The organism is Paraburkholderia translucens (genome assembly GCF_020881035.1).
In the GTDB taxonomy this organism is placed as follows: Bacteria; Pseudomonadota; Gammaproteobacteria; order Burkholderiales; family Burkholderiaceae; genus Paraburkholderia; species Paraburkholderia translucens.
Window position 1 is genome coordinate 480,562 of the sequence record NZ_JAJITC010000004.1, and the last position, 11,837, is coordinate 492,398.

General features: G+C 64.5%; 13 protein-coding genes and 1 pseudogene. 5 read left to right on the top strand and 9 right to left on the bottom strand.

The window, feature by feature from the left end; all coding sequences use genetic code 11:
• Genes fliI through fliF form a run of 4 tightly spaced genes read right to left on the bottom strand, consistent with a single transcriptional unit; the run spans position 1 to position 5,065 of the window.
• Positions 1–1,617, bottom strand: coding sequence for a flagellar protein export ATPase FliI (gene fliI, locus LJ655_RS10050; protein ID WP_230561080.1), 1,617 nt, complete (start codon positions 1,615–1,617; stop codon positions 1–3).
• Positions 1,611–2,294, bottom strand: a complete 684-nt coding sequence (fliH, locus tag LJ655_RS10055; protein WP_230561081.1) for a flagellar assembly protein FliH — start codon at positions 2,292–2,294, stop codon at positions 1,611–1,613. Before fliH ends, fliI begins: the two co-directional genes overlap by 7 nt.
• Entirely contained in the window at positions 2,287–3,282 is a 996-nt protein-coding gene (gene fliG / locus LJ655_RS10060; RefSeq protein ID WP_230561082.1) for a flagellar motor switch protein FliG, read from the bottom strand. Before fliG ends, fliH begins: the two co-directional genes overlap by 8 nt.
• On the bottom strand, positions 3,272–5,065 hold the full coding sequence (gene fliF, locus LJ655_RS10065; protein ID WP_230561083.1) for a flagellar basal-body MS-ring/collar protein FliF: 1,794 nt from the start codon (positions 5,063–5,065) through the stop codon (positions 3,272–3,274). Before fliF ends, fliG begins: the two co-directional genes overlap by 11 nt.
• Positions 5,066–5,301: 236 nt before the next feature.
• Between fliF and fliE the strand changes: the two genes are divergently transcribed.
• The 5 genes from fliE (at position 5,302) to LJ655_RS10090 (ending at position 8,437) form a co-directional block, all read left to right on the top strand.
• Positions 5,302–5,637 (top strand): flagellar hook-basal body complex protein FliE, encoded by a 336-nt coding sequence (fliE, locus tag LJ655_RS10070; protein ID WP_230561084.1) that lies wholly within the window; start codon positions 5,302–5,304, stop codon positions 5,635–5,637.
• Positions 5,638–5,840: 203 nt separating this feature from the next.
• Complete coding sequence (fliS, locus tag LJ655_RS10075) at positions 5,841–6,275, top strand: flagellar export chaperone FliS (RefSeq protein ID WP_230561085.1); 435 nt, start codon at positions 5,841–5,843, stop codon at positions 6,273–6,275.
• Entirely contained in the window at positions 6,272–6,598 is a 327-nt protein-coding gene (locus tag LJ655_RS10080; RefSeq protein ID WP_230561086.1) for a flagellar protein FliT, read from the top strand. The genes fliS and LJ655_RS10080 overlap by 4 nt, the downstream gene beginning before the upstream one ends.
• 97 nt (positions 6,599–6,695) lie before the next feature.
• Positions 6,696–8,096: a flagellar hook-length control protein FliK gene (gene fliK / locus LJ655_RS10085; RefSeq protein ID WP_230561087.1), complete on the top strand. Its 1,401-nt coding sequence runs from the start codon at positions 6,696–6,698 to the stop codon at positions 8,094–8,096.
• Positions 8,096–8,437, top strand: a complete 342-nt coding sequence (locus LJ655_RS10090; protein WP_230561088.1) for an EscU/YscU/HrcU family type III secretion system export apparatus switch protein — start codon at positions 8,096–8,098, stop codon at positions 8,435–8,437. Before fliK ends, LJ655_RS10090 begins: the two co-directional genes overlap by 1 nt.
• Before the next feature lie 418 nt (positions 8,438–8,855).
• On the opposite strand, the gene LJ655_RS10095 is transcribed toward LJ655_RS10090, so the two are convergent.
• From LJ655_RS10095 to LJ655_RS10115, 5 genes and pseudogenes are all read right to left on the bottom strand, one after another.
• Positions 8,856–9,584, bottom strand: coding sequence for an immunity 52 family protein (locus tag LJ655_RS10095; RefSeq protein ID WP_230561089.1), 729 nt, complete (start codon positions 9,582–9,584; stop codon positions 8,856–8,858).
• A gap of 7 nt (positions 9,585–9,591) precedes the next feature.
• Positions 9,592–10,242, bottom strand: a complete 651-nt coding sequence (locus LJ655_RS10100) for a Tox-REase-5 domain-containing protein (protein WP_230561090.1) — start codon at positions 10,240–10,242, stop codon at positions 9,592–9,594.
• On the bottom strand, positions 10,242–10,586 hold the full coding sequence (locus LJ655_RS10105; protein WP_230561091.1) for a hypothetical protein: 345 nt from the start codon (positions 10,584–10,586) through the stop codon (positions 10,242–10,244). Before LJ655_RS10105 ends, LJ655_RS10100 begins: the two co-directional genes overlap by 1 nt.
• On the bottom strand, positions 10,573–10,995 hold the full coding sequence (locus tag LJ655_RS10110; RefSeq protein WP_268991376.1) for a DUF4123 domain-containing protein: 423 nt from the start codon (positions 10,993–10,995) through the stop codon (positions 10,573–10,575). The genes LJ655_RS10105 and LJ655_RS10110 overlap by 14 nt, the downstream gene beginning before the upstream one ends.
• 213 nt (positions 10,996–11,208) lie before the next feature.
• A pseudogene (locus tag LJ655_RS10115) lies at positions 11,209–11,409 on the bottom strand (hypothetical protein); the annotation flags it as partial.
• Positions 11,410–11,837: the final 428 nt, after the last annotated feature.

Below are 11,837 nucleotides of genomic sequence, written 5' to 3' on the forward strand. Positions count from 1 at the left end.
TTAGGCAAACAGCGCGTTCAGCATGTCGACGCTCGGCTGGAAGTTCGCGCACTCGCGAAAGCCTTGCTGCAGGAACGCTTCCATGCGCGGATACAGCGCGATCGCGCGATCGAGTACCGCATCGCGCCCGCTCGAATACGCGCCGACGTTGATCAGATCGCGGTTGCGCTGATAGCGCGACAGCATCTGCTTGAACATACGCGTTTTATTCAGGTGGTTATCGTCGATCAACGCGGTCATTGCCCGGCTAATCGACGCTTCGATATCGATCGCCGGGTAGTGGCCGGCTTCGGCGAGCGAGCGCGACAGCACGATGTGGCCATCGAGAATCGCGCGCGCCGAGTCGGCGATCGGGTCCTGCTGGTCGTCGCCTTCGGTGAGCACCGTGTAGAACGCGGTGATCGAGCCGCCACCCGCCGGTCCGTTGCCGGTGCGCTCGACGAGCGCCGGCAGCTTCGCGAACACCGACGGCGGATAGCCCTTGGTCGCGGGCGGCTCGCCGATCGCGAGCGCGATCTCGCGCTGCGCCATCGCATAACGGGTCAGCGAGTCCATCAGCAGCAGCACGTGCTTGCCCTGGTCGCGGAAGTATTCGGCGAGCGAGGTCGAGTACGCGGCGGCCTGCATCCGCAGGAGCGGCGAAACGTCCGCAGGAGCCGCGATCACGACCGAGCGCGCCAAACCTTCCTCGCCGAGAATCTGTTCGATGAATTCCTTCACTTCGCGGCCGCGCTCGCCGATCAGACCGATCACGATCACCTCGGCGCTGGTGTAGCGCGCCATCGTGCCGAGCAGCACCGATTTACCGACGCCGGAACCCGCGAACAGTCCCATGCGCTGACCACGGCCGACGGTCAGAAGCGCGTTGATCGCGCGCACGCCGACGTCGAGCACCTTGTGAATCGGCTCGCGATTGAGCGGATTGATGACGGGCGCGGACAGCGGCGCATCGGCTCGCGTGCCGAGCGGACCGAGTCCATCGAGCGGGCGGCCCGATGCATCGAGCACGCGGCCGAGCAATTCCCAGCCGACCGGCAGACGCTTCGCGCCCGCGAGCGGATCGGCGACCGGCGCGCTTTCGAGCGGATAGACGCGCGCGCCGGGCAACAGGCCGATCACTTCGGTGGTCGGCATCAGGAACAGCTTGTCGCCGGAGAAGCCGACCACTTCGGCTTCGGCCATCGGCAGCGAACTGCCGGGCGGCAGCTCGATCATCACTTCGGCGCCGACCGACAGGCGCAGCCCGACCGCTTCGAGCACGAGACCGGCCGCGCGCGTCAGACGTCCGCACGCGCGCAGCGGCCTGGCGATCGCGTTGCGCGCGCGCAGCGCGTCGAGCCGGGCGCGCCATGCCTGCACGTGCGGGTTGATGTCGAGCGCGGGATCGTAGGACGGCGCGGGCGCAGCGTGGTCGATGGCCGCGGACTCGGGGCCCTTCGCTGCGACCAAGGTGGGATGCGTTTCCGCCGAAGCGGACGCTGCCGCATCCGCTGACTCGATGGTACTGACCGGCTCGAGATCCGCCAGCGCCTGCGCACCGAACGATGCCAACGCGAGCTCGCGTTCGAGCGGCGTCAGATCGCTTGCGCGGATCTCTTCGAGCGTCGGCTTCACCACGTGCTCACTTTGCCGAGCGCGGCGGCCACGCGCTGCCAGCGCGTGTCGATGCCCGCGTCGACCTCGCCGGTGCCGGCCTGCGCGCGGCAGCCGCCACGCTCCACCGCCGCATCGGTGCGCACGGTCCAGCCGCGCGCTTGCAATTCTTCGAGCAGATATGCCTCGACGACCGGCAGGTCGGCGGGACTCACGATCAGCGCCGGCGCGCCCGTGAGCGCGGGCTCGGCCGCCAGCACCTCGCGTGCGGCCGCGATCAGCGCGGTCGGGTCGTGCTGCACGTGCTGGCGTACGACCTGCTGCGCGATGTCGAGCGCGAGCGCGATCAGCGTTTCGGAGATCGCGTGCTGCGCGCCGTCGAGCGCGGTCTTGAAGGTTTCGGCGAGCGCGGCGAGCCGCGCCGCTTCTTCGCGCGCTTCGGCCTGGCCTTGCGCGAACCCCTGCGCGTGGCCCTGGTCGTAGCCCGCCTGATAGCCGAGCGCCTGGCCGGCCACATGACCGGACGCGACGCCCTGCGCATGCGCGGCATCGCGACGCCGCTCGAGTTCGGCTTCGAACGCGCGTTCATCGAATTCGGGTTCGGCCGGCGGGGGCGCCGGCGGGACCGGATCGAACGACGCCATCTCCCAGCGCTGGTAGGCCGAGAGGCTTTCCTTCGCCGGGACGTTCGGATCAGACATACGCGTCTTCCGCCTTGCCGCCGATCACGATCTGCCCGCTCTCGGCCAGGTTGCGCACGATCTGCAGGATGCGGCGCTGCTGCGTCTCGACCTCGGACACGCGCACCGGGCCGCGCGCGTCGAGATCCTCGGCGAGCAACTCGGCCGCGCGCTGCGACATGTTCGACAGGAACTTCTGACGCAGCGCGGGCGGCGCGCCCTTCAGCGAGATGATCAGCGCCTCGGATTCGACTTCCTTCAGCAGCAGCTGGATCGCGCGGTCCTCGAGGTCGAGCAGGTTTTCGAACACGAACATCTGGTCGACGATCTTCTGCGCGAGTTCGGCGTCGTACATGCGCACGTTTTCGAGCACGCCTTCCTCGTGATTGCTCGACATGAAGTTGAGGATCTCGGCCGCCGTGCGGATGCCGCCCATCGGGCTGCGCTTGAGGTTGTCGCTGCCGGAGAGGAGGCCCGTCAGCACGTCGTCGAGCTCGCGCAGCGCGGCCGGCTGGATGCCATCGAGCGTCGCGATCCGCAGCAGCACGTCGTTGCGCAGGCGGTCCGTGAAACAGGCGGCGATTTCCGAGGCCTGATCGCGGTCCAGATGCACGAGGATCGTCGCGATGATCTGGGGATGCTCGTTCTTGATCAGCTCGGCGACGGCCGCGGAGTCCATCCACTTCAGGCCTTCGATGCCGCTCGTGTCGCTGCCTTGCAGGATCCGGTCGATGATCGCGCCGGCCTTGTCGTCGCCGAGCGCCTTGGTCAGCACCGAGCGGATGTACTCGCTCGAATCGAGCGACATGCCGGTGTGCAGCTCGGCCTCGCGCACGAACTCCTGCAGCACGTCGTCCACCTGCTCGCGGGTGACGTTCTTCAGCGCGGCCATCGCGACGCCGATCTTCTGAACCTCACGCGGGCCCAGGAACTTGAACACCTGCGCCGCCTCTTCCTCGCCGATCGACATCAGCAGCAGCGCACTTTTCACTACGCCTTCAGCGCTCATCGGACACCCAGTTCTTGACGACGGTTGCTACGATCTTCGGATCCTGACGCGCGATGTTGCGCGCGAATTCCAGGTTCCGCTCATATTTGTGCTTCGCGTTCTCGAGCGCGAGCGTCTCGCTGTCCGTTTCGATCTCGACGATCGCGCCGTCGCGTTCCTCGGCCGGGATGCCGTCGAGCAACACCGGTTCGTCGGGCGACATGAGCGCGGGAACCGGCTCGGGCGGCGGCGGGAACGCGCGGCGCAGCGCCGGCTTCACCATCACGAAATAGAGGAACAGGGCGACCGCGCCGATGCCGAGGTACGTCGCGATCTGCTTGTAGAGCGCGAGCATGTCCGGCGTGCGCCACCACGGCAGGTCGGCGTTCGGATCGAGGTCGGTGGTGAACGCGCTGTTGACCACGTTGACCGAGTCACCGCGCGACGCGTCGAAGCCCATCGCGTCCTTCACGAGCTGCGTGATCTGCGCGAGCTTGTCGGCGCTGACGGGCTGCATCGTCACATGACCCTTCGGGTCGACGACGCGCAGATAGTTGACGACCACCGCGACCGACAGCCGGCGGATGCCGCCCATCGGCTGGTCGACGTGGCGCACGGTCTTGTCGAGCTCGTAGTTGGTGGTCGAATCCCTGTGATCGCTGATCGGCGTCGTGTTGACCGAGCTCGCGCCGTTGCCGGCCACGATCGGCGCGGAGGCCGGTTGCGGCGGCTGGTTCGACAGCGCGCCCGGCACGCCCGAGGCGCCGCCCTGCGACATCTCGGTGGCGCTGCTCTGCTGCTGGCTGCGGATCGCGGCCTGCTGCGGATTGCCGTTCGGACCGTACTTCTCCGAGGTCTGCTCGCTGTGCGAGAAGTCGATGTCCGCGCTGACCTGCGAGCGCGCGTTGCCGGGACCGAAGAGGGGCGCGAGGATCGTGTCGATGCGCTGTTGCGTGTTGCGCTCGATCTGCTGGCGGAACTTCAGTTGGGTGGCATCGAGCCCGCTGCCGTTGCTCGGCTGCGTGAGCAGATTGCCGTCCTGGTCGAGGATGGTGACGCCGCGCACCGGCATTTCCGGCACCGCCGACGCCACCATGTGCGTGATCGCGACGACCTGGCCTTCGTCGAGCACGCGGCCCGGGTACAGGTTCACGAGCACCGCCGCCGACGGCGCTTCCTTGTCGCGCACGAACACGCTCGGCTTCGGAATCGCAAGGTGCACGCGCGCGGATTTGACGCTCGAGACCGATTCGATCGTGCGTTCGAGTTCGCCTTCGAGCGAGCGCTGATAGTTGATCTGCTCGGTGAACTGGCTGATGCCGAATTTCTGGTTGTCCATCAGCTCGAAGCCGACCGAGCCGCTCTTCGGCAGCCCTTGCGACGCGAGGCGCAGACGCATCTCGTGGACCTGCTCGGCCGGCACGAGGATCGCGCTACCGCTGTCGGACAGTTTGTACGGAATATTGGCCTGCTGCAGCGCGGCGATGATCGAGCCGCCGTCGCGATCGGACAGATTGCTGTAGAGCACCTTGTAGTCGGGCGCGCGCGACCACAGGAACAGGCCCGCGATGACCGCCACCAGCACCGCGATCGCGAACACGAGCGGCGCGCGCGGGTTGCCGCGCATCTGCGCGAGACCGGACAGACGCTGACCGAAATTGCCGCCGATACCTCCCAGGCCGCCGAGGCCGCCAAGGTCGGCCGCGCCGGCCTGGCCGCTTGCGGCCTGACCGGCCGCGGGCTGCGCGCCGGCGAGCCCCATGCGGGCGTCGGGGTTGATCAACGAGTTGGCTGACGAATCCATGCGTCGGGTTTCTCCGGGGGATGCCTTCGCGTTCTGCCGTGCTGGCGCGCCGGGGCGCGGCGCACGGACAGAGACTTTCACCCTTGTAATTATGCGCAGCGGCGCTCAACCCGATTGCTTGAATAGAGCAGGGTTTCCCCCCTAGTTTCGGGACTTTCAGCGAGGGCCCGCTGCTATGCTTTCATCCAGATCGGTGCGCCTTCCGGCGGCCCGATCGCATATCCAACGGAGAAAACATGACCATGCCCGTGAACGCGCTATCGTCGGCGCTGCAACAGATGCAGGCGATGGCGGCGCAGGCGGCCGGCGGCGCGAACCCGGCAGCCGAGCAGTCCGGCGCGGCGACGCCCACCAACTTCGCGGCGGCGCTGAAGGCCTCGCTCGACAAGATCAGCAGCGACCAGCAAACGGCGATCAGCGAGTCGAAGGCGTTCGAGCTCGGTGCGTCGAACGTGTCGCTGAACGACGTGATGGTCGACATGCAGAAGGCCAATATCGGCTTCCAGTTCGGCCTTCAGGTGCGCAACAAGCTGGTCACCGCGTACAACGAAATCGCGCAGATGTCGATCTGAACCAGATTGCGCGGGTTTGCGCCGGCGGCCTCGGGCCGCGTCCCCTGTGCGCGGCCAGCAGCGCCTTTGATCCTCCTGATAGCGGGCTAAAGCTTTGTCGTCGCGCATCCGATAACCCGATTACATGTCAGCGACCGGCGCGGCGACGCGCCGCGCGGCCACGCCACGACTTAACCGCAGTCCGTATCAGAGGAGGAGCGCCGATGTTTTCCCCGGGTCACGCTGGAGCCAACGCTTATGCGCGCGTCGGCATCGAGACATCCGTGATGGGCGCGAGTCCGCATCGTCTCACCGTGCTGCTGTACCAGGGCGCACGGCAGGCGATCGCACAGAGCCGCATGCATTTGCAGCAGGGCAATGTGGCAGAACGCGGCATGTCGATCGGCAAGGCGATCCGGATCATCGAAAGCGGGCTGCAGCAGTCGCTCAACCTCGAGGCGGGCGGTGAAGTCGCGAGCCGGCTGAATGCGTTGTACAGCTATATGACGCGTCGGCTGCTCGAGGCCAATATCAACGAGAGCGAGGCGATGCTCGTGGAAGTGGACGGCTTGCTCGCGACGCTCGAAGAGGCATGGATCGGGATAGCCCCGGAGATCGCGCGGATGGCGGCTCAGCCAGCCGCGGAAAGCCTGAGATGACATCGAACGCAGAATATTTTGACCGCTATGAGGCGATAGCCGCGCTGTCCTGCCGCATGCTGATGGCGGCCCGCCGTGCGCTGTGGGACGACCTCGTCGACCTGCAGGAAGAGTACCGGCATCTGGTCGAAGCGCTGCGCGAAGCGGACGTGGGCGTCAAGCTCGACGAAGCCGAGCGCCTGCGCAAGTACGCGCTGATCCGTCAGATCCTCGCCGACGACGCCGCGATCCGCGACCTCGCGAATCCGCGCATGGCCCATCTGTCGGCGCTGTTCGCCGGCCGGATGACGCACGTGCTGAAGGAGCTGTACGGGGCCCGCTGAGCGGGAGCGCACGGATGAGCTTGCGCCGCGCGCATCTGAAGGATCGGAGCAATCAGAGCATCGCGCGCGTTGCCGCCGATGCGACCAAGGAACCGGTATGAACGGAATCGATTCGGCCCTCGCATCGGTGCTTTCGAGCCGGATCGACAGCCTGCTCAGCATCGCGCCGGGGAGCGCGACCACTGCGCAGACTGGCGCGGCCGGTATCGCCACCGCCCCGGCAGCGGCGCCCGCGAACGCGACGCCCGCGCCGCAGCCGTCCGCGCAAACCGCGCTGTCGGCGATTGCGCTTACGCTGAATGCGATCGCGCACTCGGGCGGTGAGGCGACGCCCGCCGTGCTCGGCCGCGCGCCGATCTGGGCAGCCGCCCCCGCGCTCGACGTTGCCATCGAGGGCTTGCCGCCGGCTGATGCGGGGGGCGCCGCAATCGGCAATTCCGCTGCCGCCCATTCCGGCGCGGCTTCCAATACCAATCCCAACGCGACAGCCAACGCAACCGCAACCGCTACCGCGACCGTGGCGGCGACCGAAGTGCCGGTCGCGGCGCTCGCGACCGCGCTGCAAAAGACGGTCGCCGACAGCGGCCTGTTCTACGAGGCGCATCTCGCGGCGTGGCTGGTCGGCCAGCGCTCGCCGGCCGAGCTGGCGAACGAGGCGCAGAACCAGCTCGTCGCTGAGGCTCAATTGCCTCCCGACTGGAGCGCCGACGATGGCGAAGCGAACCCGAGGTCCGCTTCGGCGAACGCCGCGCCGTCCGGCCAGGCGGGCGGCACACCGAACGCTGCCGGGAACAACCCCGCCCCCCACGCGATGCCGTCGATCCTGACCGCGCAGGCCGCGCGCCTCGTCGCGGGAGAGCTGCTGGCCAGCTCGGTGTCCGACCTGAACGGCCAGCCCACGCACGCGACGCCGCACAGCGCGGCGCCGCAAGCGGCCGAGGCCGGTTCGTCGCAGAGCGCGCAGGCGATGGCGGCCGCGGTGCACCCGGCGACCGTGCCGCTCGTGCGCCAGCAACTCGATCTGCTCGCGACGGGGCAGTTTCGCTGGACCGGCGAGGCGTGGCCGGGCGCGCGTCTGGACTGGACGATCGAGCAGGACGGCGACGAATGGGACCGCAGCGGCGGCGGCCTCGCGAGCGAGGACGACCAGCCGTGGCGCACGCGACTGACGCTGTCGCTGCCGACGCTCGGCACCGTCGACGCCGAACTGACGCTGACCGGCATGCGGCTGACCGCGCGCGTGCAGGCGAGCCCGCGGGGCGCCACCCGGCTCGCGATGCAGGGCGAGGATTTCCGTCAGCGGCTCGCGGCGGCGGGGATCGAGCTACAGGGATTGACGATTCGGGAGATCGGCGGCGGCGCGCCGGATACGTCGGCGAGCGCCTCGGCGGCGGGCGCGCAAGCGGCATCGGCGTACGCGCGTTCGGCGGCTGCGGCTGGGACTGCGTCGTCGGGGACGAGGGTTGCGCCGCGCGACGATTTCGATTGGGACATCTGATGAGCCGCACTCATCGCCGCGGCGCGGCTGCGCTCAGGTACGACGCACATGGTGGCGAGCCCGCGCCTCGGGTGGTCGCCAAGGGGTATGGGCTGATTGCCGAGATGATCGTGCAGCGCGCGAAGGAGGCGGGGCTGTATGTGCACGAGGCGCCAGAGATGGTGTCGCTGCTGATGCAGGTCGATCTGGATGCGAGGATTCCGCCGCAGCTTTATCAGGCCGTTGCGGAGTTGCTCGCGTGGTTGCATCGGCTGGAGAGTGGGGTTGAGGCTCAGCCTGGGCACGGCGCTGGCGCGCGGGATGTGGTTGATGTTGTCGCTACTGATGTGCGGGAGGGGTGATGCCCCTTGGGGGGCGGCGGTTTTTTTCGTTGTTCTGGCTTTGTTGGCCTTTCCTTGATTTCTTGTCGGTCTATTAGCGTTGCCCCACGGGCATCATACGGGAAAACCCGTATTCCTTGCAACCCTTATGGGATAAGGATTCCAGCCGGTCACCCGCCTGCCGTGTCCGTTTAAACAGGCTCCGTGGGGAGCCAGTGGGAATTCGCGGGAGCTTTGCGGAAACCCGGATGGCACAGGTTCCCGCAACGGCTGGCCCGCAACGTGCAGGCCTGTTGTCTCGCCAGACTGGTGCTCCTTCCAGCGCAGTACGTCTGCATCGGACGCTCGAATGAAACACCCCGCCGAGGGGGGCCATCAACGAGGTAGCACAGTCTTACCTGATCGCCTTGCCTGTCGGCGTCACGCGCTACGCACAAGATCAAAGATCAATGAATCGCGGCAACAGGTCCTGGTCCGCAAGGCGGATTTCGATATCGTTCGCCGCCTTGACGTGCGCGCGGTTGTTCACGTCGAACACTTCATCCGTCACGCTGACAATGATCGTGCCTTGCTGCTTGCCATCGCGCACGACCGGGATCAGGGCGCGTGCCTCGGGAACTTGGCTTGACGTGAGGACGTGCGGCAGGTAGAGCATCCAGCTTACGCTTGGACGATCTTCGAACACCTGCTTTCCTAGATATTTTCTCGGCCCGAATGTTAGATTCGACGGCGTATAAATTTCGGCGACCTTTATTATTACATCTGCTGCCGATTTATAATCGCCTAGCCTAGACGTATTAGCGGCTATTTCATTGACCGTTAATTCAATGGAGTTGGGAAATACGGTGCTGTCAATGCAGAATTCTATAGAACCTCCGCAGCCCTTTCGCGAGTCACCGTTCCATATTCCAATGAACTTGGCTTCGTCGATGTCGTCCGCATTCTTCCTGCGCAATTCATCGATGGCATCTTTTCTGACCGCGCCTCCGCTAAAAACCGGAAATCGCTGAGCGTCGGCGATGCTGCTTCCACCTAAAAACCAATCTCCACCTAGCTTTGCGTCCTTCGCGGAAAGAAGGTCAATTACAGGCCTCAGACGTCGAAGATGAAATTCAAAATCTGCCTTTGGCAGATTTACACTATCTCGATGTTGTGAACTTAAGTACATTTGATCCTCACGGCTGATAAACGGAGGGGACGCCAGCTCGCGTAAGCGTGTCCATCAAATACGCTCTCGCTTCGGGTGTTTGGAAATACCACATGAGTCTTGTAGGCGGGTTTTGCCTGACAACTCTACCTTGCTTGAATATCTGATTCTTTGTTGTGGTAAATCCATCGAAGTTGTACTTAGGATCGCCATTTTCGTCAAAAAACTTTTCAAGCAATTGGTCGTAGTTTCCCTTTGTCTCCTGCAATAGACACTGCGCCTTGACGAATCCATCAAAATTCATTGGCTCAGGTTCGCCGCTAGGTTGCCATGCCCACTCCATATTCCAGCCCTTATTGGTCTCATGGCCTTTTCCGTCCGTGGTTATCCCGTACTCGAATCCGGTAATGCGGGCCTGGTAGCGGCGCGGCTCGGGGTTCATGCTATGGTTCTTTTTCACCTTAGCGCCTTTTTCCGGGGGGCACTTGCACGCTCTTTCACGCTCGCGGGAGCGGTCGCGCGGTAGCGAACCCAATCCGCTATCAGCACCCATGCCCACCCCCGCGCCATCCATCGGACCCGAAGTAGTTCCGGGACGAGGCAAAGGAAGAGGCATGGGGGCGGTCTGCACCAGGGCATTGATTGCTGTAGCTAACGTGGCTGGTAATGGAATACCCATCAATCTTGCTCCTTCATTTCGTGTTGTCTTTTGCGGGTACCTTGCAACAGCATTTCGAATCGCTGTTCTGCCGGAACGCCCGGTTTGTGCAGCCACGCCATGACCGCCGGAATCCAGTAAAACCCCGGCGTGGTCGCCTCCACATACAGGAAATCGACAATCAGCGCTTCACGCGTAAAGCGCAGCATCCTTGTTTGCGCGAAGGCTGCATTAAGCCGATCTCGCAAGGTCGGATCATTGGCGAGCGCGGGATAGTCGCGCACGATATGGCCGCGGATAAAGTCCACATAGTTACGGTCTTCGTAGGCTTTCAGAAGCGCCCATTGTCCTTCAGTCAATTCCATTGTCGTTGATGGTGAACCGTTGTCCTTCGTTGAGGTAGTGCCACGCGTCGGCAGCCCTGAAAAGCTCGCGCTCGCTCCTGCCGTGGCATACCGCATTGAGTGCATGCAGTACCCTGGGGTCCCAGAAGCGCAACAGGACGCGACGCCCATTTGGCAAGCGGGTATTCAGGTGCGGGCGCAATATCTCGGCTTGCCTCGCCAGGCTCTCCGAGGTAATCAGCCAGATCACGCCAGGGCGGGCCTGTTCGAGTTCGCGCAGGTCGGCGAGATGGTCACGCGACGTCTTCGGATCAACCAGCCACGGCCCCGCGTGCGCGAGTGCCATGTCGTTCGTGCCCGCGAAGCGAAACCGTCCTGTCGTTTTCGGGCGTGAGTTGCTGGCCGGTATGCTGCTGGTATTGGATACCATCGACTAGCGCCAGCACGTGGCCGCCGGAGTGTCGTTCCCCGTACCAACGAGCCTGTTCATTGACTGCGGTGGGAATCATCAGCGCTCCAGGGTCATCGTGCCTTGCCCGGCAGCGTGGATCATGCATTCGAGACAGATAGACGACTGCGGAAGCACTGATCGGGGCGTTGCGCGCTGGAGCGATAACGGGCCTTTTTCCCGCACGGTATCAGGGGAGCGTCCGCGACAATTGCACGCCCATCCGTAACCGAGGGCCTCGGCCATCTGGTAACCGGTTGGATACGACTTCAGCGTGTCGAACGGAAACCATTCGCCGGTTTCGGCGTTCAGCGCCATTGCGGAAGGCATTACCGGAAACTTGGAGTAGATTGAATAGGTGATAGGGCAAAGGTCGCACTCTTCCTTGTCCACAATTTCATCCTGTTCCCGTTATTCCATCAAACCTCTTCTGTTCTTTCAGAACACACCCGGCGAATTAACCATGCAAAACGCGACGCGGTCAACGACATTAAATTGAGATAAAACCGTCCTGACAGATTTTCACAATTGCTCTGCCTATCTCAATTTATGGTGCATTTTTCCGCTGTCACCGCTCGAAAAAAAAAGCGGCATTGAGCCGCTTCAGACTGCTGACCAACCCCACGTTTTTCGGAGCGTGGGGTTTTGTTTTTCAGGCGAGGCGAGCTTTGTCGTGGGGTCCGAGAATTTGTGCGATGAAGGCCAGTATCGAGCTGGCGAGGCGCTGCACCCGGGTGCCAGCGCCGTAAGACGCGCATAGACACGCCCGCAGGCGTGCCACCAGCAGGGCGATCTTCTTGATGTTCTGCGCGGCCGCGCCCAGC

Excerpts from the sequence above, each read along its gene's own strand:
- fliH (WP_230561081.1), bottom strand. The coding sequence starts at position 2,294 with ATGTCTGATCCGAACGTCCCGGCGAAGGAAAGCCTCTCGGCCTACCAG.
- fliG (WP_230561082.1), bottom strand. The coding sequence starts at position 3,282 with ATGAGCGCTGAAGGCGTAGTGAAAAGTGCGCTGCTGCTGATGTCGATC.
- fliF (WP_230561083.1), bottom strand. The coding sequence starts at position 5,065 with ATGGATTCGTCAGCCAACTCGTTGATCAACCCCGACGCCCGCATGGGG.
- fliE (WP_230561084.1), top strand. The coding sequence starts at position 5,302 with ATGACCATGCCCGTGAACGCGCTATCGTCGGCGCTGCAACAGATGCAG.
- fliS (WP_230561085.1), top strand. The coding sequence starts at position 5,841 with ATGTTTTCCCCGGGTCACGCTGGAGCCAACGCTTATGCGCGCGTCGGC.
- LJ655_RS10080 (WP_230561086.1), top strand. The coding sequence starts at position 6,272 with ATGACATCGAACGCAGAATATTTTGACCGCTATGAGGCGATAGCCGCG.
- fliK (WP_230561087.1), top strand. The coding sequence starts at position 6,696 with ATGAACGGAATCGATTCGGCCCTCGCATCGGTGCTTTCGAGCCGGATC.
- LJ655_RS10090 (WP_230561088.1), top strand. The coding sequence starts at position 8,096 with ATGAGCCGCACTCATCGCCGCGGCGCGGCTGCGCTCAGGTACGACGCA.
- LJ655_RS10095 (WP_230561089.1), bottom strand. The coding sequence starts at position 9,584 with ATGTACTTAAGTTCACAACATCGAGATAGTGTAAATCTGCCAAAGGCA.
- LJ655_RS10100 (WP_230561090.1), bottom strand. The coding sequence starts at position 10,242 with ATGGGTATTCCATTACCAGCCACGTTAGCTACAGCAATCAATGCCCTG.
- LJ655_RS10105 (WP_230561091.1), bottom strand. The coding sequence starts at position 10,586 with ATGGAATTGACTGAAGGACAATGGGCGCTTCTGAAAGCCTACGAAGAC.
- LJ655_RS10110 (WP_268991376.1), bottom strand. The coding sequence starts at position 10,995 with ATGGTATCCAATACCAGCAGCATACCGGCCAGCAACTCACGCCCGAAA.